22 protein-coding genes and 1 pseudogene are annotated in these 18487 nt (G+C 42.2%); 10 read left to right on the top strand and 13 right to left on the bottom strand.

Going from position 1 to position 18487, the window contains the following annotated elements; genetic code table 11:
• Positions 1 to 51 precede the first annotated feature (51 nt).
• From I585_RS18430 to I585_RS23950, 8 genes and pseudogenes are all read right to left on the bottom strand, one after another.
• Positions 52 to 861, bottom strand: a complete 810-nt coding sequence (locus I585_RS18430; protein ID WP_010740518.1) for an RnfABCDGE type electron transport complex subunit B — start codon at positions 859 to 861, stop codon at positions 52 to 54.
• Between the two features lie 13 nt (positions 862 to 874).
• The gene (locus I585_RS18425) at positions 875 to 1465 is read right to left on the bottom strand and encodes an electron transport complex protein RnfA (RefSeq protein WP_010740519.1); all 591 of its coding nucleotides are present in this window, start codon (positions 1463 to 1465) and stop codon (positions 875 to 877) included.
• Positions 1465 to 2142 carry an electron transport complex subunit RsxE gene (gene rsxE / locus I585_RS18420; RefSeq protein WP_010740520.1) on the bottom strand — a complete coding sequence of 226 codons (678 nt, stop codon included), beginning with the start codon at positions 2140 to 2142 and terminating at the stop codon, positions 1465 to 1467. The genes I585_RS18425 and rsxE overlap by 1 nt, the downstream gene beginning before the upstream one ends.
• A gap of 13 nt (positions 2143 to 2155) precedes the next feature.
• Positions 2156 to 2719 (bottom strand): RnfABCDGE type electron transport complex subunit G, encoded by a 564-nt coding sequence (locus tag I585_RS18415; RefSeq protein ID WP_010740521.1) that lies wholly within the window; start codon positions 2717 to 2719, stop codon positions 2156 to 2158.
• Positions 2716 to 3657: an RnfABCDGE type electron transport complex subunit D gene (locus tag I585_RS18410; RefSeq protein WP_010740522.1), complete on the bottom strand. Its 942-nt coding sequence runs from the start codon at positions 3655 to 3657 to the stop codon at positions 2716 to 2718. Before I585_RS18410 ends, I585_RS18415 begins: the two co-directional genes overlap by 4 nt.
• A complete protein-coding gene (gene rsxC / locus I585_RS18405) occupies positions 3654 to 4979 on the bottom strand; it encodes an electron transport complex subunit RsxC (protein ID WP_010740523.1) in 1326 nt (441 codons plus the stop codon). The genes I585_RS18410 and rsxC overlap by 4 nt, the downstream gene beginning before the upstream one ends.
• A gap of 399 nt (positions 4980 to 5378) precedes the next feature.
• Complete coding sequence (locus tag I585_RS23955) at positions 5379 to 5843, bottom strand: WxL domain-containing protein (protein WP_306453776.1); 465 nt, start codon at positions 5841 to 5843, stop codon at positions 5379 to 5381.
• Between the two features lie 78 nt (positions 5844 to 5921).
• Positions 5922 to 6754, bottom strand: a pseudogene (locus I585_RS23950) (adhesive domain-containing protein); the annotation flags it as partial.
• A gap of 360 nt (positions 6755 to 7114) precedes the next feature.
• Between I585_RS23950 and I585_RS18395 the strand changes: the two are divergent.
• The 3 genes from I585_RS18395 (at position 7115) to I585_RS18385 (ending at position 9348) form a co-directional block, all read left to right on the top strand.
• Complete coding sequence (locus I585_RS18395; RefSeq protein ID WP_010740526.1) at positions 7115 to 7543, top strand: LPXTG cell wall anchor domain-containing protein; 429 nt, start codon at positions 7115 to 7117, stop codon at positions 7541 to 7543.
• Positions 7543 to 8169, top strand: coding sequence for a WxL domain-containing protein (locus I585_RS18390; RefSeq protein WP_010740527.1), 627 nt, complete (start codon positions 7543 to 7545; stop codon positions 8167 to 8169). The genes I585_RS18395 and I585_RS18390 overlap by 1 nt, the downstream gene beginning before the upstream one ends.
• Positions 8170 to 8331: 162 nt before the next feature.
• Positions 8332 to 9348, top strand: a complete 1017-nt coding sequence (locus I585_RS18385) for a WxLIP family cell surface protein (RefSeq protein WP_010740528.1) — start codon at positions 8332 to 8334, stop codon at positions 9346 to 9348.
• Between the two features lie 54 nt (positions 9349 to 9402).
• Here the strand turns inward: I585_RS18385 and I585_RS18380 are convergent, their stop codons facing one another.
• Positions 9403 to 10794, bottom strand: a complete 1392-nt coding sequence (locus I585_RS18380; protein ID WP_010740529.1) for an MATE family efflux transporter — start codon at positions 10792 to 10794, stop codon at positions 9403 to 9405.
• 228 nt (positions 10795 to 11022) lie between these two features.
• Between I585_RS18380 and I585_RS18375 the strand changes: the two genes are divergently transcribed.
• The 6 genes from I585_RS18375 to I585_RS18350 all read left to right on the top strand — a co-directional run bounded on the left by I585_RS18375 (position 11023) and on the right by I585_RS18350 (position 15011).
• The gene (locus I585_RS18375) at positions 11023 to 11547 is read left to right on the top strand and encodes a PadR family transcriptional regulator (RefSeq protein WP_010740530.1); all 525 of its coding nucleotides are present in this window, start codon (positions 11023 to 11025) and stop codon (positions 11545 to 11547) included.
• Positions 11548 to 11577: 30 nt separating this feature from the next.
• A complete protein-coding gene (locus I585_RS18370; protein ID WP_010740531.1) occupies positions 11578 to 12393 on the top strand; it encodes a helix-turn-helix domain-containing protein in 816 nt (271 codons plus the stop codon).
• Between the two features lie 57 nt (positions 12394 to 12450).
• Entirely contained in the window at positions 12451 to 12867 is a 417-nt protein-coding gene (locus I585_RS18365) for a VOC family protein (protein ID WP_244266021.1), read from the top strand.
• A 127-nt stretch (positions 12868 to 12994) separates the two neighbouring features.
• Positions 12995 to 13615 carry a TetR/AcrR family transcriptional regulator gene (locus tag I585_RS18360; RefSeq protein WP_010740533.1) on the top strand — a complete coding sequence of 207 codons (621 nt, stop codon included), beginning with the start codon at positions 12995 to 12997 and terminating at the stop codon, positions 13613 to 13615.
• Positions 13616 to 13629: 14 nt separating this feature from the next.
• A complete protein-coding gene (locus tag I585_RS18355) occupies positions 13630 to 14430 on the top strand; it encodes a M23 family metallopeptidase (protein ID WP_010740534.1) in 801 nt (266 codons plus the stop codon).
• A gap of 11 nt (positions 14431 to 14441) precedes the next feature.
• Positions 14442 to 15011: a YdeI/OmpD-associated family protein gene (locus tag I585_RS18350; RefSeq protein ID WP_010740535.1), complete on the top strand. Its 570-nt coding sequence runs from the start codon at positions 14442 to 14444 to the stop codon at positions 15009 to 15011.
• 76 nt (positions 15012 to 15087) lie between these two features.
• Here I585_RS18350 and I585_RS18345 read toward each other — a convergent pair whose 3' ends face one another.
• The gene (locus I585_RS18345; RefSeq protein WP_010740536.1) at positions 15088 to 15471 is read right to left on the bottom strand and encodes a hypothetical protein; all 384 of its coding nucleotides are present in this window, start codon (positions 15469 to 15471) and stop codon (positions 15088 to 15090) included.
• 294 nt (positions 15472 to 15765) lie between these two features.
• Here I585_RS18345 and I585_RS18340 point away from each other — a divergent pair, with 294 nt between their 5' ends.
• The gene (locus tag I585_RS18340; protein WP_010740537.1) at positions 15766 to 16179 is read left to right on the top strand and encodes a GNAT family N-acetyltransferase; all 414 of its coding nucleotides are present in this window, start codon (positions 15766 to 15768) and stop codon (positions 16177 to 16179) included.
• Between the two features lie 523 nt (positions 16180 to 16702).
• Here the strand turns inward: I585_RS18340 and I585_RS18335 are convergent.
• From I585_RS18335 to I585_RS18325, 3 genes are all read right to left on the bottom strand, one after another.
• Entirely contained in the window at positions 16703 to 17311 is a 609-nt protein-coding gene (locus I585_RS18335; RefSeq protein WP_010740539.1) for a DUF3267 domain-containing protein, read from the bottom strand.
• Between the two features lie 569 nt (positions 17312 to 17880).
• Positions 17881 to 18090: a helix-turn-helix transcriptional regulator gene (locus tag I585_RS18330; protein WP_010740540.1), complete on the bottom strand. Its 210-nt coding sequence runs from the start codon at positions 18088 to 18090 to the stop codon at positions 17881 to 17883.
• A 9-nt stretch (positions 18091 to 18099) separates the two neighbouring features.
• Positions 18100 to 18435 (bottom strand): DUF6442 family protein, encoded by a 336-nt coding sequence (locus I585_RS18325; protein WP_010740541.1) that lies wholly within the window; start codon positions 18433 to 18435, stop codon positions 18100 to 18102.
• Between the last annotated feature and the right edge of the window lie 52 nt (positions 18436 to 18487).

Raw genomic sequence — 18487 nt, 5'->3', positions numbered from 1 at the left:
AATGATAGCACAAAAAAATGAAAGGGCTTCCTGTTTTTTTGAAATAGGAGACTAAGAAACTTTTTCTTTTACCGGCATTTTTAAGATACAATTCTGCGGACAGACCTCTACGCAATCGCCGCAATCAATACACAGATCCGGGTCAATAACCGCCACATTATTTTCAATCTTGATAGCTTTTTGCGGACAAGCCTTCACACAACGATTGCAGGTAATACAACCGACATGACAGATTTTCCGCACGCCTCCGCCTTTGTCCTGATTCGAACAGGCGACAATTGATGTATTTTCTGCTGGCAGCATCTTGATCAAATTTTTTGGACAGGCGGTGATACATTTTAGGCAGCCAACACATTTGTCTGGATCGACTTTGGCGACGCCGTCGACAATGTGCAACGCATCATATTCACATACCGCTTCACAATCGCCGAAACCCATACAGCCAAAACGACAATCCTGCGGACCGCCAAATAGTTGATTTGCTCCATAACACGTCGTGGTTCCTGCATAATCCATTTTGCTATTAGTAAATTCACAGGTGCCATTACAGCGCACGAACGCTGCGACTTTCTCCACCTCGCCGACCTCCACACCCAAAATCTCCGACAAGGCTTGACGGGTCGTTGCACCGCCTGGAGTACAATTGGTTGCACCGGCATTTCCCTCAGCCATTGCTTTGGCATAGCCGTCGCAACCGGAAAAGCCGCAAGCTCCGCAGTTGATCCCTGGCAACGCTTCTCGTAATGCTTCTTCTTTTTCATCAACAGGTTTATGGAAAATGATCGTCGCGAGTGAAAGAATGACACCAGCGATCAATCCCATTGCACTAACGATGCCGATGGGTATCATGATTTCTGTCATTAATTTCACCCCCCTACTGGAATAATCCTTCTGCCAAACCGGCAAAACCTAGAAACGATAATGAAACAATTGCTGCAGCGATCAACGTAATCGGCAATCCTTGGAGCGACTCAGGAATATCATTACCCTCTAAGCGCCCACGTACGCCGGCGAAAATTACCATCGCTAATAGAAATCCGATCCCCGCCGCGAATGAATTGACCATTGATTGCATAAAGGAATAGTTTTTTGAAAAATTTAAAATCGTTACACCTAATACCGCACAATTTGTGGTGATCAACGGCAAATAAATACCTAAAGCATTATATAGTGGTGTCATATAGCGTTTCATGACAACCTCCACCAACTGTACCAAGGCCGCAATCGTCAGAATGAAGACGATTGTCTGCAAGTAATCCAAACCTAACGGCACCAGCAGCGAATCATAGATCGGATAAGTCACCAAGGTTGCCAATACCATTACAAATGTAACTGCCAGCGACATTCCGACTGCCGTATCCAATTTTTTTGATACTCCCAGGAACGGACAAATACCTAAAAACTGAGATAAAACAAAATTATCCGTTAAAATACCAGCAACTAAAATAGTTACAAAAATCTGCATTACTGATCACCCGCCTTTTCATCACAGACGATCGTACAGGCTTCCGCAATCGGACAAGCGTTACAATCAATTTCCTTAGTTTTGCGGTCGCTTAATTTATTGGCCAGCATGACCAGCATCCCAAAGATAAAGAAGCCTCCTGGCGGCAACAGCATGATTGTCATTGGCGGAATCACACCTGCTGTTATTGGAAAACCTAAAAACGTACCGCTTCCCAACAGCTCGCGAATCCCTCCCATACAGAGCAGCGTCATCGTGAAACCGACACCCATCCCTAGTCCGTCTAAGGCTGAATGAAGAACTGTATGATCCTTGGCATAGGCCTCCGCTCGGCCAAGAATGATACAATTCACCACGATCAACGGCAAGTAGATCCCTAATGTCGCATCTAGCGCTGGTGCTAAAGCCTTCACAACTAATTGAACGACTGTTACAAACCCAGCGATGATAGTGATAAACGCCGGAATTCTGACTCGATCAGGAATCACTTTCCGCAGAAGGGAGATCATGACATTGGAACCTAAGAGCACTACTGTCGCAGCAATCCCCATCCCTAGTCCATTCAAGGCAGAAGTAGTTACCGCCAAAGTAGGACAAGTCCCCAGAGTTAACCGCAGAACCGGGTTTTCGGTGATTATTCCCTTGCTGAAAATGCGCGATGCTTTTTCTTTTTCCATCTCTTCTCCCCCCTTATTTCTCTGATTTAGCAACTTGTTCAAATAGGACAAGTGCTTCTTTGACTGACGCAGCAACCGCATTGGAAGATTTGGTGGCTCCGGTAACAGCTTCGACCTGATTTTCGCCCGATGGGTCATTCTTCACAACTTCTAATGATTCATTGAGACCTGCAAACTGGTCAACAAAATCCTTTTTCGTAACATTTTGTCCGAGTCCTGGTGTTTCGTTCGAAGCATCCAAAACATCTACCCCGACGATTTTTCCTTCCTTGACTGCACTCATGACACTGACCTCGCTGCCATACCCATAGGCTTTAGTCACGAAAAGATACCCTAATGTCTTGCCCGATGAATCCAGTGCCTTATAGCCCTGATTTTCTCCGGATACTTTGACCTCTTTGAAATCTTCTGCCTTGATCAACTGACTCATCACACTTTGAGTCTGATCCCACTCCTGTTTTGCGATGCGCTCTTTAAACACGGAGCGTGTCCCGGCAACTGCAAAGGTAATTACCAAACAAATAATAAACAGGCAAAGGGCATCTGTAAAAATAACTTTGGAGCTGGCTCGTCTCATTTCACCTTCGCCCCCTCACCAAAGACCTTTGGAATCGTCAAATTCTCAATATGAGGAACAAGAATATTCATCAATAGAATGGCGTAAGAAACTCCTTCCGGCAGTGCCGCAAAGAAACGAATCAGAACAGTGATGATTCCACAGCCAATCCCAAAAATAATCTTGCCATTTCTTGTAATAGGAGATGTCGTATAGTCGGTCGCCATAAAAATCGCTCCCAGCAATAATCCGCCAGACATCATTTGATACAATGGATCGCCTCCCAACAAGGTGGAAAAGAGAACCACTGTGCCGATAAAGCAAAGGGGAATGATCGGTGAAATTACCTTTCTGGCTACTAAATAGACGCCGCCGAGAAGCAAAGCCAAGGCGCATGTTTCACCTAAACTACCTGCTCTGATTCCTAAAAACATATCTAGCAATGAAGGAATTTTTTGCCCTGTTTGAGATGCTGAAAAATAAGTGGCTGAAGAGATGACATCCGGCCGAAACATATAATAGTTTAGCGGCGGCTGCCAAGTACTCATTTGAGACGCAAAGGACATCATCAGAATAATACGGGCCGTAATCGCCGGATTGACGAAATTTTGACCGACACCGCCGAAAAACTCCTTCACGATCACAATGGCGATCACACCGCCTAAAATAGCCATCCAAAAAGGCAATGTAACCGGCAGATTCAAGGCTAGTAAAATCCCTGTAACAACAGCCGTCAAATTATGGATCGAGTCTGGCCGTTTTAAAATTTTTCTTGTTAAATACTCGCTGATGACACATGCGGCCACAGTAACAATGATCAAGATAAGAGCACGAAAACCAAATATAATAGTAGAAGCAATGATTGCCGGAACCAACGCGATGATCACATCCAGCATGATACTCCGGCTGCTGCGGCCGCAATGGAGATGCGGCGAGATGGAAACAGGTAATTTGTTCATTTGGCAGCCTCCCTTTCTAACTGTTTTGCTCGTTTCATGGACTGAACCAGTCGGCGGCCAGCAGGACAGACGAAGGCGCAGCAGCCGCATTCCATACAAGCGGATACATTTAGCTTCTGCAGACCAGCGACATCATTGTTTCGTGTACAGCGTTCGATCTGGACCGGCAGCAAGGACATCGGACAAGCTTCCACACAACGACCGCAGCGAATACATGGCGATTCTTCCGGCAAACGCTGCGCCTTTGATAAAATCGTAATGGCGTTCGTCTGCTTCGTGATCGGCAGCTCCGTTGAAAATTGCGAGATTCCCATCATCGGTCCGCCCAAAATTATCTTGCTCGGTTCATCAATCAACCCGCCGCAGAATTTTATAACATCTCCGATCGGTGTCCCTACAGGAACGACCACATTTTTCGGCTGAGCGATATTTCCGTCTACCGTTATCCTTTTATGCGTTAAAGGCATGCCGATTTCGATATACCGCTGCAAAAGCGAGATTGTCGAGATATTCATAATCAAACAGCCGACTTCAGACGGTAATTTTCCTGGCGGAATCTTGCGTCCAGTTGTCGCATAGACCAGCATTTTTTCCGCTCCTTGCGGGTAAAGCGAAGGAATCTCCATCACATCGATCGTCGGATCGAGATCTGCCAGTTCATTTAGATGATCCCGCAGTCTTCTCAGACCTTTTGGTTTATTGCTTTCGATCCCAACAACACCATGTGCGATATTCAAATGCTTCATTACAGCCTGCATCCCGGCAATAATTCGATCAGGATACTCCAAACTTTCTCGATAATCCGATGTAATAAAGGGTTCACATTCCGCGCCATTAATCACTAAGGTATCGATCGGCGCCTCCTCGCTGACATTCAATTTCACGTGCATCGGAAAACCTGCCCCGCCGATCCCAACGATCCCGCTTTCACGTGCGGCCTTCAAAAGGTCTTCCTTTGAATGGATTTCGATCGGACTTGGTTCCGGAAATTCAACCGGCAGGCCATCGCTTGCGATATGAATCGCATCGCAAGTTTGACCATTTGCCAGCAAGATAGGCTTGATCCCCTTCACCTTGCCGGAAACAGATGCATGAATCGGTGCCGAAACAAATGCTTCTGAATCAGCGATGACTTGACCGACGGTGACAACGTCCCCTTTCTTAACCGTTGGTTTGCAGATCCCTCCAATATGTTGCTGCATTGGAATGGTAACCAATTTAGGCGGCTCCATAAAAACGCTTTCAAATTCTGCCGTGTTTTTATTATGAGGGACTTTGACACCTCCTTTAAATTTTGCGATTGCTTTCGTTAATGTATCCATAGACAAACCTCCCCTGTGATCAAACGGACTCGTTCATGTTAATTATCCATTTGAGACCACTTGTTTTCAATGCCAGCAACCAAATCTACGACCCTAAATACTCGAAAAAAGAAAAATAAAAGACCTGCTTATCCACTTGCTCCTTTGGATTGAGTGATTCAATTGAGATAATTCTAGCGATTCAGAATAATTAATTCACAAAGTATTTCGTTCGTTACTGATCCAATTTAATCAGTAAACTCCTATATTTATGATAGCATAGTGAAAAACAAATGTAATTAACTTTCACAAAGTTCGTCAAAAAAAGCGCCTAGTTTTGAACCGACCTCCAAAAGACAGATTTTTAGTCTACCTTTTGAGGATCACCTCATTTCCTAGGCGCTTTTTCTTAAGCTTGTTTTATGGTGTATTTGAAATCGTCCATTGCAACGTGGTTTTATAATTTCCTATTTGTTTCGGTGTGTTTTTTGGAACGAAAAGTTGAAATTGATTTAACGGCATCTCTACATAACCTGGGGCGGTCGTATTGGAAAGATTCACTAATACTAGCTGTTCATTTGGTATCATATGGATCATTTGATTTGCGATCGAAGAATAGTTTTGAAAATTGGTGCTTAAGGCTCCTAAAGCAATATCAAGTCTGGCATTAGACAAGTTCTTTTGTCCGCTTGTCCAGTTATTTGATTGTGCGACTTTTAATTGCCAGGCCTTTGCCGTAGTACGTGTATCATCAATTCGAATCGTCCCAGTTTGCAGAGGATTGGCACTGTTTCCACCAACATATGCATTCCAGGTTTCATCGGCCTTTGTTTGGATTGGATGTGTACCAAAGTTTAAGTTGCCCGGCAGCAGTTCACTCTTCATAGCTAGGGAACCAGCGGAGAAATAAATATTCGTATTGCCGCCAAAGTTGCTTAATAGTTGAATCGTCAGATCGTCTGTCTGTACGATCCCGCCACGAATCGCGGCCGTATAATCTTGCGCCAAACCCGCTGGACTTGTCACAAATGTCGGGATTGAGACATTGGTCGAACCTAAGATCGATGCGGAAACTAGATTTGTACTGATCACTGAATTGGGATTACCTAAAGAAGTAATCAAACCGTCTACACTCGATAGTACAGATGTGAGAATTGCACCGATTAATCCAAGCGGCAGTGTATTAAGAATATTTTTCAAATCCGTCAATCGATTGGATAAGGTGCTAGTTAAGATCGGTAATAATCCCTGACTGATATTTACTCCTAACAAGGTAGCCGATAGCTGTTCTGTCGCAATCGGCAGATTATGATTGCCATAGTTTTCATTTTTCAAATTATTGATCGCCTGATTGAGACTATTCAAGGGCGCCTGTAACGAAGGATTTAATGGCAGTAATGTAGTTATCGTAGTTACTAAGGTTGACAGCAGACCTAAAACACCTGAGAGCGGCAGATCCGCTAATGGGATTGTGACGGTCGTGGTAACGGTGCTGTCCCATTAGGTGTTACTTTTCCTGAAAGCGGCGATGGAACTGAGATCAACGCATATTTTTTCCCGGTCTTGATCAATCCAACACCCGTTGTAGTCCCATTGACGGTAAACGTCACTGGTTTTTGACTGACATTTAAGTACGGTGCCGCTGCCGTGGTCCCACTATTGTTATTCACCTGTGTATTAGCAAATAAATCAATTGAAACCGCACTGACTATAATATTAGAACTTGTTAGAAAAAGAAAAAATGCGAATACTGTAATCCAGATTTTTTGAAGCAAACGAGACCGCGTTTTCTTCATTTTACTTCCCCCTTCATTCTCCGTTATTTTGAACCTGTCAAAAATTTCCAGCACGAGAAAATAATAGATTAACACTATTTCAAACGAACAAAAAATAACTTTTTTTGGTGAGCAAACAGCACCTATTCCCGCTGAAGATCGCTGTATTCCATTGCCTTCTCTACCCATTAAACATGGAATTGGAAAATGTGAAAAATGTTTTGCTTAACTGTGAAGAAAGCGTGAGCAATTTTATGGCAATTTTTTTTAACAGCGCTATATAATGCCGACATAAGCTTCAAACTCTTTTCTGCGCAGGAAAGAAATGCTTTGTTTTGAATTTGAAAACGTTCCGCTGAGGACGGGGAAAGGAGGAGGCAATTGAAGAAACAGATTGTAATCCTTTTGAGTTTTCTGTCGCTCTTCGTTGTTCTTTCTTCACAAACCGAAGCTACCGTCACTGATGGCAAGGTGCAATATTATTTTGAAAGCAGTACCGCCAACACGGAAAATTCTACCAGCAGTACAAGTTCCGAATCACAAACAACCAATAGTTCTACAACAACGAACAGCACAAATGATTCAAGTACCACAATGGAATCTGATACAGGCAAAGGAACGTCAGGCAATAATTATTCTAACGGTTCTCCTGGTTCACCTTCCAACAGCGGTAAAATATCAAGTTCTGGTATTTCCCGCTATTTGCAAACAAATGATCAACGAAATCTATTCTTAAGCATCATTGGAGTACTGATTGTCGCAATTGCTCTTTTAGGATGGCGAATCGCCAAAAATAGGAGGAAAAACTAATGAAAAAACAATTTGCTTTGTTAATTGCTGGACTTTTTGCTGGTAGTATCTTCGCCTTTTCAACAAGTGCGCATGCAGTGGATACTACTGGTACTGTCGACTATACCGATGGCGGTATTACTTTTGACCCGCAGGTTCCTGGAAATGCCAGTGCTTCATTACCTAAAAACTTGAATTTTGGTTCACACGCGATTCAAACAAAGGTTGATGAAACTTGGACGGCTACAAGCGATGGGGTACAAACATCCCCTGCAACTACTGGTCAAGTCGCAATCAGCGATAACCGCGGCAGCACATCGACTGGCTGGTCTGTAAAAGTAAATGAACCAACTCAGTTCACCGCAAATTCAACTCCTTTGACTGGTGCCGCTCTAAGCTTTACAGCAGGCACACTGACAAATAATGTTAACTCTGCACCAACAGGGACTCGTGTCGCTAATGGAGCAAAAACAACATTGCTAGTGAACCAATCTGTGTCCGTTCTTACCGCACAAGCGAATGAAGGTGCTGGTGAAACAGCCTTGCCAATTACAAAATTCGAATTAGCTGTGCCAAAAGATACGGCTAAACAACAAGCACAATACCAAACAACTCTAGTTTGGACATTCTCTGCAACACCAAGCTAAAAAAATTAGGACGGAATCTCATCGGCAGCTGCGCTTACTGAGAAAGCGACCCCAAGCTGTTTGACTATGATTCTGTCCTTTGACTGATATACAGGGGAAAGAAAATTGAGAGAGACTCTTCCATTACGCGGAAAAATACAATTGAAGTGAAGGAGATAGAAAATGCTGAAGAATTTATTGAAACCATTTATACGAGGAGTGTTTTTCATTCTGGCTTTTTCATTTTTACCGATTGTCGCTCATGGAGAGTCGTTAGATAGTTTCGATGCGGTGATTCATCCTTCGGAACATCAAATTGATAAAAATCAACTTTATTATGATTTAACATACCAACCAAATGAATCCGATCGATTGACCGTTACCTTGACTAATCGGACAGATAAACCGATCAAGTTGAAAACAGCCTTCAATCGCGCGATCACTAACAGTTTGGGCGTTATTGAGTATTCAGGTATGAATCAGGATAAGAGTGATTTTGGTCCAAATATCACTGATTACGTCAAACTCAGTGACAAGGAAATTGATTTGGCTGCAAATGAGTCAAAGGACATTTACCTAGATATTAAGATGCCGGATAAAGAATTTGAGGGAGTTCTAGCCGGCGGTCTTTATATGGAACAAGTCTCGACAGAAAAAGTCGAGGGCAACATCAAAAATATCTTCTCACGGGAAATCGCGGTTTTGCTCCATAACAATACCAACGAAGTCAAACCAGATTTGAAGATTACGAAGGCTAAGGCTACACAGGCCAATAGCCGCAATGCGATAAACGTAACGGTTGATAATCAAAAAGCGACCTATGTCAAAGATGTAACGATTGATTATCAAGTCGAAAAAGACGGCAAAACGATTGCCAAGGATACAAAGAAACAGTTGACATTAGCACCGAGCTCACGCATGCCTTACTTGATTCAGATGGATAACACAGAATTTACACCAGGCACATACACGGTCAAAATGAATATTAGTGCCGGGGGACAAAAATGGAACGCTAGTCCATCATTCAAAATCAATCAAGCAAAAGCCAAAGATTACAATGAGAAGGATGTCTCGATTAAAGAGAAATCAACGAATCCTTGGATCTGGGTCGGCATCGCAGTGATCATCGTTCTGCTAGCTGTGGTAATCTTCATGTATAACCGAAACAGAAACTTGAAGAAGAAATTAGATGACAAATAAGAAACTAAAAAAAACGGAGTTCCTCTCTTTCGAGGAACTCCGTTTCGTTTTGCTTTAAAGTGAATCTGGAGATTCTGAAACAACCGCTAATGTTTGCTGCTGCTTTTCCGATAACTCTTTTTGCAGACGAAGCGCCATTAGCACTGTGATCGCTACAGACAAAAGATCAGCAATCGGTTGTGCATACAGAATCCCTTTCAACGGCCAGAAGATCGGCAGAAGAAAGACTACTGGGACAAAACAAACTCCCTGACGACACGCGCCTAGAAAGAAGCCTTCTTTCGCCTTTCCCAACGCTAGAAAAAGTGAAGAATAGACCGTATAAAAGCCGAAAAGTGTGAAGGTCAAACCACTGGCTTGCAAAGCAGTTTGACCAGTCCGGATCAACTCTGCATCTCCTCTAGTAAACTGCGAAATGATCTCTGTCGGAAACAGAACCAGCAGCAGACCAAAAAGTCCGCAAAATACCGTTGACCAAATAACTGAAAGTCGAATCGCCGCTTGTAATCGCTCAAACTTTCGAGCCCCATAACTATAACCTGCCAATGGTTGAAATCCTTTAATAAAGCCGAATACCATCAAGCTGCCCAATGAAGTCACCCGAGTCACGGCACCCATTCCCGCAATCACAGAATCCCCATAGCCCCGCGCCTGCAGGTTGATCAATGAAATCGATAAGCTGGTCAATACTTGAAAAACCAACGTAGGAATACCGATTTTCAAAATCTCCGATAAAATTTCCTTTGAGAAATGACAGTCTTTCATTCGGAAGTGAAAAACACTTTTCTTACTGCTTATATAGCGCAAATAAATTCCTGTCGACAAAACTTGTGCAATTGCTGTCGCCAGCGCTGCTCCTGCGACCCCCATATTAAAAGTATAGATCAAAATAGGGTCCAAAATTATATTGCAGATAGCCCCCGCCAACAATGCCAGCATCGTTGTTTTAGCAGCACCCTCACTAGTTACGATGCTGTTCATCGTCACATTGAACACGTTAAATATCGAAGCCAAAATATAGATTCTCGTATAACTCAAAGCATATGGCAGAATGCTCGGTGTTGCTCCCAGCATTTTTAACAGCGGTGTAAGAAAAATCAACACACCAAGAATCACGACTCCGCCGACCAATAGACTGCCATAAAGTGCTGTACTAGCCACTTGATTCGCCTGCTCCTTCTTACCCAAACCCAATAAACGAGAGATATACGATGCTGCCCCACTGCCAAATAAAAGTCCTAACCCAACAACCACTTGACTCAACGGAAATGCTACGGAGATCGCGCCCATCTGACTAGTTCCTAAACCGCCGACAAAATAGGCATCCACCAAATTGTAAAGGGCATTGATCATCATTCCGATCATCGTCGGAACCCCCATCGCTAACAAGGCTTTAGCAATCGGTGCAGACCCAAGTAAAACCATTTTTCCACTTTGTTCTTTCATACCTTCCACTCCTTCTTTTTCACTCTTCCTTAAACTGCGGAACCATCCAACCTCATTTCTTGTCTCAATTTTGCATAATGAAGAAAAATGAGCTGCACTCGAAAGGTTCGACCGGCCCAACAGCCTTGACATGACGGCAAAAAACATATACTATAAATTATAGTAACGAACACGATACTACTCTAATTTAGAGTACATGTCAAACATGATAGAAAGAAGGCTATTCCTATGCGAACGATTGACTTGATTGTCTTAGGTATTCTAAAAAAGGAATCCCTGAGTGCATACGATATCCAAAAACTAGTTGAGTACCGCAACATCTCTCAATGGGTAAAAATCAGTACACCCTCCATCTACAAGAAAGTGATCCAATTAGAAAAACAAGGCTACGTAAAAAGTACATTAAAAAAAGAAGGCAACATGCCTGAAAAAGCTATCTATTCACTGACAAAAAAAGGTAAAACAGAATTCGAAAAATTAATGCTGGGCATCGCCGCGCGTCCAATCAATATCTTCCTCGATTTCAATGCAGTCATTGTCAATCTCGACAGCCTGCCTCCTGCTGATCAAAAAGCTTGTATCAGTATCATCGAAGCCAACGTTAAAAAGATGAAGGCTCAGCTGGAAGAAAATATTGAAGCCAAACAGGACCTGCCTGAAATTCCAGAAACTGGGAAAGCTGTCATGCAGCAGCAATATCTCTTAGTCGAAGCAATTGAGAAATGGATTAGAAGTGTGAAAGAAGGCTTTTAGTAGTCAGTTGTTGTCAGAAGGGAGATTCCCATGCTAAACAAAGAAAGTATTTATCAAAGCTCACTGCCTAAGATTGATGAGAATAGCATTATTGTTGCTCCGCATCAGTTGCTGCGCCCTTATATCGCGACTTATATGTTTACCAATCCTAGCACCATGCCCGATCAGCAAACGATCCTGCCAACTATCAGCTCGACCTTGGTTTGCACGTTTCAAAACGGTCAGTTCACTGCAGGATTGCGAGGTGTCAATACTCGACCTGCAATGATCGCGGATTATGCGCGGCAATTTGATTTTATGTTTCTGGTAGAATTTCACGCTGCCGGACTCTTTCCCTTTATCAGGATTGATCAAAACCATTTGATGAATGAAGGGTTCTTACTTGCCGACTTAAATCAAGCGCTATATACAGAAATCGCCGAGGCCTACTACACTGCGGCAGACATTCCTGATTTGGCTGGTAAATTGGATGTAATCTTTTTGACGCATTTATCGGAAAATGAAATCAATTCGACCTTTTCCTTGGCCTTTGAAAAACTGCTTGCGGCAAACGGCGCTATTCGCGTGAAGGACTTGGCTACTGAGACCTACTACAGCGAAAAACATCTGAATCGTTTGTTCATGAAATATGCTGGAACCAAAATTAAAACTTGTTCTCGGATCATTCGCATGAAAAACGCCGCTGATTTATTGAAGGCCAATTATCCGGCTGGTCAGCTTTTTGAACAAACTGGACACCACGACTATGCCCATTTTGTCCATGACTTTACAACCATCTATGGCATCACACCGAAGGAATATTTGGCTAAAATGTCCCTTTTTTACAATGACCCCTATAAACTGTGAGTGTATACTTTTCAAGTGTAGAAACGAAATCAGAAAAGGTGGTTTGATGATATGTTGATGCCTTATATTAGATTCAACGGAGATTGCCAAGAAGCATTTTTGTGGTATGCTCAAATTTTTGGCGGTGAGATCCAGCACTTGGCGAAGTATGGTGACATCCCTGAAAATCCAGCGATGCCCATGAGTGATGAGCTGAAAGACAAAGTTATGCATGCTCAAATAGTTTTGCCTAATTTGGGCGGAATGAGCGGCGCTGATAGTCTAGAAACAGTTCCAAAAAGTGGGAATATTTTAATCCAAGCTCATATGCCAAAGGAAGACTTGGCCAGAAAAATATTTTCGGAACTAGCCGTTGACGGAAATATCATAGGTGAACTGGCTACAAATCCTCCACCGGATGATAGCGGTATTAGCGGTTGTGTGGAGGATAAATATGGTGTAACTTGGATCGTGTCTGCGATGAAGTCGGTCTAAATCAAAAAATCCTAAAAGATAGTTGCTAGTAAAATTTGCTGGCGGCTATCTTTTTTTGCGTTTCATTGACCTATCAGGTAAATTCTGTTACAATTTTATTGACCTAATAGGTAAAGGAGTGATGACGTTGTCTGAAATCAATACGAATGACCCGAAAATCCAAAGAATCATTAATGCGGCGTTGCAGGAATTTTCTTCGCGAGGATACGATGAAGCTTCAACGAATCGAATCGCTAAGGCGGCGGAAATATCGAAGGCGTTGATGTTTCACTACGTCAAAAGCAAAGAGGATTTGTTTTTATTCTTACTGAACTATTGCAGAAAAACGATTGATAGAAACTACTTGAATAAAATGGATTTGCAAGAAAAAGATCTATTTAAACGGCTGCTGCAATCATATTCCTTACAAATCGAATTGATGAAAAGGAATCCCTGGATTTTTGATTTTACTAACTTGTCGTTCGCAACAAAATCGGAAACGATCAATCAAAAACTAGCGGAAATGGCTGCACAAGAGCAATCAGTTTGTGCGGAGGACCTATTTCGATCAATCGATTCTACAAAGTTTCGTACAGGACTCAATGTTGAACGATGCAAACAATTGATTCTTTGGGGAAATATCGGTTTTACGAATGAAATTTTGGAAGAATTGAAGCATACGGATTATGAACAGATCGACTATCAAGCGATCAGCGATAGATTATCCCAGTATCTCGTGGATCTTCAGATGGTTTTTTATGGTGAATAATTGGGGGAACCAGTATGAAAAGAGTTCTGATTTTAGTTGGTGGTCTCCTGCTTCTATTGATTGTTATTTCGACAAATGTACACGAAAATAAGCCACAACAGAAAGAAGGTTCTGTGATGGAAAAAGCAGCAACGACGATCGCATTTCCTCTACGCGGTGAATGGTATACGGAAACAAGCCCTGCCGATCGAGTTCCGAGTCATGGTACCGATCGCTTTGGGTTGCGCTATGCGTTTGATTTTATTCAAAAAGATCAAAACGAAGCCTCCCATACGGAACGTTCGGTTGATTATCTCTTTGGCGGAATTCCATTGGAAAAATATTATTGTTTTGGTCAACCCGTTTATGCGCCCTTTGCCGGCGAGGTGGTGACGGTGAAAAACAATACTTCTGATGGTGAGAAGGCTTCTTGGGTTCACGATCAGACATCCGCGATTCGGCATTCGCTTTTTTTCGATCAGGAACGAGATGGCTTTGAGGCGATCGCCGGAAATTATGTCGTCATCAAACAAGCCTCGGGTCTTTACGCAGCTTTTGCTCATCTGCAAAAGGATTCTTTAGCAGTTAACGAAGGCGAACATATTTCGCAGGGAACCTACCTTGGCAATGTCGGGCATTCAGGCAACTCGACTGAGCCTCATCTGCATTTCCAGCTGATGGATTCTGCTATAATCGAATCAGCAAATGGGCTGCCCTTCGTTTTTTCGGCCTATGAAAAATACAATGGGCAAACATGGGAGATCGTCAGTAACCAAATTCCCGCCGTGGGTGAACGCATCCGCTCTTTGAAAGAAAATCAGACAGAAACTAGGTGAATCCTTTGGAGATGAACAACTTATTCAAGCCGCAAGATCGCCAAGCTTTACGAGCATGGCTGGCTGAAAATGCTGCAACTACAAAAGATTGCTGGGTCGTAATCGATCGCGACCAGTCAAATCTGACCTATTTAGACATCGTTGAAGAAGCCCTTTGTTTTGGCTGGATCGACAGCACCAAAAAGAAGCTTTCTGAAACGGAGGTCGCACAGCGTCTATCGCCCAGATCAAAAAAGAGTCAATGGACCGAGTTGAATAAGGAGCGTGCACGCCGCCTGATCTATTTGGATTTAATGACTGAATTGGGACATGCCACCTTGCCGGACCTATCACCTGAAAGTTTTGTGATTGATGCTCGGATTCTGAACGAACTCGCATCCGATCCGGAAATCCAGAAAAAATTTGCGGACTTTCCTGAGCTTTACCAGCGAATTAGAATCGACAATATCCAGCGCTATGGTGCGGATGGGGAACTCTTTGAACGACGATTGGAAAAATTGCTGCTCAATACCAAAGCCAATAAGCTTTATGGCGCTTGGGATGATGGCGGACGTCTAAGCCATTATAAAAAAGATGAATGATTGCTATTTCGGAAGTGAATCCTATTTGCTTCCTTTTTTTATTGCTTTCAGTCGCCCCTTTTTTTGTCACTCATCGTCAAGATCCGACCAGCCCTTCTAAGGGTTCTTTGATGAATTTCGTATATAATTGCTCAAGCTTTTCAGCGATATAGGTTTTGATGGGAAATAGTCGTAGCGTAAGGAACTTCCATTCCTTCTTTTCAAAATAGTCTTTGAAATAGACGTAATAACGACGTAGTGCCCGAGTTATTTTGGTTTTCATAAATAGATGACGGACAAGATCCTGCATGAAGAATGAAAAATCGGATTCGGTCAGCTCATCTCTCACCTGAAGCGCTATCATAATTTTGACTGTCTGTGCTTCATCGTGGGTCTCTTTGTAATACTTCATCGTTCGTTTTTCAAGGGTAGTACGTTTTAGCGTAAATAATTGATTGGGAGTGAATAAAATTTCTGACATGCTGTTGGCTCCTTTCGTTTTTATTTTTCAGTCGGTCTGTGATCACGCCCTGACTATAATCCTAAAATTTGGGTCCTGTCAAACAGCTTTTTTCCTTAAATTGATTTTCACAAATGGGAAGCATCAGTACTAAAGGAATCTTCCATTAAAATAATTTATTTTTCTTGTTTTCTTTTAAAAAAAAGTAAAAAGTCCATCATTGTCCTTTCACGTACCTTACCTTTTGTTTTCTTAGATAAGTAGCGTAGAATGACCCTATACTGTGATTACACACTTTTGTTAAGGAGAACTGCAATGGAAAACTATGTCATTCGAATCGATATTCCTGAAATAGAAGAATACTTGGCGTTGCGCAAGGATTGCGGCTTGTCTCCCCGAGGCAAAGAGGCTAGTAAAATAGGGTTAAGCAACAGTATCTACTCGGTGATCATTAGACAAAGCAAGAATCAGAAGCTGATTGGGATGGGACGAATCATCGGCGATGGCGGTACCGCTTATCAGATTGTCGATATTGCCGTCCATCCGTCAAAACAAGGAAACGGTCTGGCAAAAAAGATCATGGAATTATTGATGACCCATATTCACAACGAGATCGATCCGCAGGCTTACGTTAATCTAATCGCGGATTGCCCGGCAGATAACCTTTATAAGCAGTTTGGTTTTGTTGAAACGGCACCGGAAAGCTTAGGTATGTACTTGAAAAGATAAGAATATTCAAAAAAGATCAGAAAGAATTGCTCGAAAGGCATCTCTTTCTGATCTTTTTTTTTACTGGAAAAACTAGTCAACATCAAAATCAATTATCAGATTTTTTACAATCCAAAAAATCTTCGGGTTTATTCATATGGGTATTCGTTTTACAATTATATTAGGTAAACAATTGTACACTCTGAACTTTCGAAAAAAATAGAGAGTAGGACAGAAAATGAATATAAAAAAAATTAAACGTTTCTGCAATCTGTTAAGTATTTTTAGTCTAGTTATGCTAATAATTGAGCTTATACCAAATACTAATCCAATTTTTACAACTTTCTTTTGGATTAGTATGTTTGCACAACTACTCCTTAGATCGGCACTTTTTTTTAAAACAGAATGATAAAAATCTGATATCAGTTATTCCCTATTCCCAAAAATATACTTTTTAGAGAATTTATATATTGGCCTATTCTTTTGTCTACGAAGTTAAAAAAACGGGATTTCTATCGAAGAAATCCCGTTGATTTTTTTATTTTTATTTCGTAAAGACCACGAATCCTGGCAATTCAGGATGATCGATCACGACTCCCGTGCGTACCGAACGGGCTCCCCAAAAGATCAGTAAATCACCCGCCGCCATGAAGATGTTAAAGGCCGAAAGCAGAATCAGCTCTGTGTTTGGATATAGCAGCGCTAGGAAAAAATACCCGCCCCCGAGTATCACTACCGGTGCTAATACACCAATCTTATAAGCCTTTGCTTCCAACGCTTCTTTACAGTGACAATACGGCATCAGCTCTTTGACATTAAAGCCGAAGCTGATGCTTTTCAGTTTGCTTTTTGCATAATTCGCCCAAGCCAATCCATGAATCACTTCATGAATTGGGAGTGACGCCACAAAAAGAAAAGAAAACAGCGGAAAATTGATTTCCCATAGTGGTGAAGCATCCGCTCCCCAGCGCCAATAATAGCCGAACACCACTAATACAATAAATGGCAGCGGCAGCAGCATTCCCTGCGTCCCCGCTTCTTTAGCGGTAAATGTATGGTCCCGCTTATGATACTTTTTTTCCCGCATCTCTCGACAAAGTGCATCGAATTCTTGGTACTCCTTAGCCTTTTTACCCTGTTTATCTGTTTCCATAACTTAACCCCCATTCTCTATGTCCGCACATAGAATACCCTTTCATTTTTAACAAACCCTATTATCATAATAAAGGGTTTGTCCCCGCCGCGTCAAAGGTTGAAGGAAAATGATCGTTTTAATAAAAAGAACAGCCCGAAACCTTCCTGTAATTAGGTCTCCAGCTGTTCCATTGATGCTGCTCTCTTGCAAAAAGGACTCCTACACTACCGATTAAGACTTAAGAGATCATTGTTAACGGCCAAAGATTTATGCATTGGCAAAACCAAGCAAGTCAATGATCCGGATTAGTGTACTGGATTATGACTTCATGGTTTTCATCTCTTTCCAGATGAACGCGGGACTACCTATCAATGGTTCAACTCGGCAACAAGAAAATGGTTTTAGTGACTGTTTCCAATGCTATATAAAAACCAATCTCCCCTTACTTATATTATATACGATTGCTCACTGTTTCACTTTTCCGTTTTTTTAGATATTTTACTAAAATATTGGTTTTAAGAGCTGATTTCAGTCTGGCAATCAAGAAAAAAGCCAGCGGTACAAGCCGCTGGCTAAATAATTGGCTATTAGAAATAGAACAGGTCTTCAAACTTTACATCCAAAGCAATACATAAAATCAACGCCAATTTGGCTGTTGGGCTAAATTGTCCGGTCTCGATCGAACTGATTGTCGTTCGCGAGACACCTACCAGCTTGGCTAATGCTGCTTGAGAAAGCTGCTTACTTTTTCGCGTTTCTTTTAAACGATTTTTTAAAACTAATTTTTCTTCAGACATACGGCTCACCTAGACTACTTTGGTTCCGGAGACCAGCTGAGTGATGTGCAAGACGATCAGGACGATCGTAATCACTAAGTAGATCAAACCAAAAACCAGTTCTCTGCGTCGTCTCATGTAAAAATACCTAACGAGGAAATCCGTTGTTCCATAAGCAAAAGCCACTGCGTAAAGACCGAAATTGAATCCCTTATCCATGACCAGTTGAATCACGAACAAGATGGTCGATAATAAAACCACCACCACACCGCTGAAAGAACTGGAGCGTCGTTGAATCTCCGCTTGGTAAGGATCATTTTTTCGATTTTCTTCTCGGCTTTTAGCCAGTATCTCTTCTTTTTTCACAGGTGACCCCCACTTTCTAATTCACTATTATAGCGAACTTTCCGCAGAATGG

It is taken from the genome of Enterococcus malodoratus ATCC 43197 (genome assembly GCF_000407185.1).
Classification (GTDB): Bacteria; Bacillota; Bacilli; order Lactobacillales; family Enterococcaceae; genus Enterococcus_A; species Enterococcus_A malodoratus.
This window is presented reverse-complemented; position numbering and strand designations above follow the sequence as displayed.

What these genes read in the sequence shown, in the direction of transcription:
- rsxE (WP_010740520.1), bottom strand. Translation starts at nt 2,142, where the DNA reads ATGGAAAAAGAAAAAGCATCGCGCATTTTCAGCAAGGGAATAATCACC.
- I585_RS18340 (WP_010740537.1), top strand. Translation starts at nt 15,766, where the DNA reads ATGGAAAACTATGTCATTCGAATCGATATTCCTGAAATAGAAGAATAC.
- I585_RS18350 (WP_010740535.1), top strand. Translation starts at nt 14,442, where the DNA reads ATGAACAACTTATTCAAGCCGCAAGATCGCCAAGCTTTACGAGCATGG.
- rsxC (WP_010740523.1), bottom strand. Translation starts at nt 4,979, where the DNA reads ATGGATACATTAACGAAAGCAATCGCAAAATTTAAAGGAGGTGTCAAA.
- I585_RS18330 (WP_010740540.1), bottom strand. Translation starts at nt 18,090, where the DNA reads ATGTCTGAAGAAAAATTAGTTTTAAAAAATCGTTTAAAAGAAACGCGA.
- I585_RS18365 (WP_244266021.1), top strand. Translation starts at nt 12,451, where the DNA reads ATGCCTTATATTAGATTCAACGGAGATTGCCAAGAAGCATTTTTGTGG.
- I585_RS18425 (WP_010740519.1), bottom strand. Translation starts at nt 1,465, where the DNA reads ATGCAGATTTTTGTAACTATTTTAGTTGCTGGTATTTTAACGGATAAT.
- I585_RS18370 (WP_010740531.1), top strand. Translation starts at nt 11,578, where the DNA reads ATGCTAAACAAAGAAAGTATTTATCAAAGCTCACTGCCTAAGATTGAT.
- I585_RS18380 (WP_010740529.1), bottom strand. Translation starts at nt 10,794, where the DNA reads ATGAAAGAACAAAGTGGAAAAATGGTTTTACTTGGGTCTGCACCGATT.
- I585_RS18355 (WP_010740534.1), top strand. Translation starts at nt 13,630, where the DNA reads ATGAAAAGAGTTCTGATTTTAGTTGGTGGTCTCCTGCTTCTATTGATT.
- I585_RS18390 (WP_010740527.1), top strand. Translation starts at nt 7,543, where the DNA reads ATGAAAAAACAATTTGCTTTGTTAATTGCTGGACTTTTTGCTGGTAGT.
- I585_RS23955 (WP_306453776.1), bottom strand. Translation starts at nt 5,843, where the DNA reads ATGAAGAGTGAACTGCTGCCGGGCAACTTAAACTTTGGTACACATCCA.
- I585_RS18335 (WP_010740539.1), bottom strand. Translation starts at nt 17,311, where the DNA reads ATGGAAACAGATAAACAGGGTAAAAAGGCTAAGGAGTACCAAGAATTC.
- I585_RS18410 (WP_010740522.1), bottom strand. Translation starts at nt 3,657, where the DNA reads ATGAACAAATTACCTGTTTCCATCTCGCCGCATCTCCATTGCGGCCGC.
- I585_RS18345 (WP_010740536.1), bottom strand. Translation starts at nt 15,471, where the DNA reads ATGTCAGAAATTTTATTCACTCCCAATCAATTATTTACGCTAAAACGT.
- I585_RS18375 (WP_010740530.1), top strand. Translation starts at nt 11,023, where the DNA reads ATGCGAACGATTGACTTGATTGTCTTAGGTATTCTAAAAAAGGAATCC.
- I585_RS18430 (WP_010740518.1), bottom strand. Translation starts at nt 861, where the DNA reads ATGACAGAAATCATGATACCCATCGGCATCGTTAGTGCAATGGGATTG.
- I585_RS18385 (WP_010740528.1), top strand. Translation starts at nt 8,332, where the DNA reads ATGCTGAAGAATTTATTGAAACCATTTATACGAGGAGTGTTTTTCATT.
- I585_RS18415 (WP_010740521.1), bottom strand. Translation starts at nt 2,719, where the DNA reads ATGAGACGAGCCAGCTCCAAAGTTATTTTTACAGATGCCCTTTGCCTG.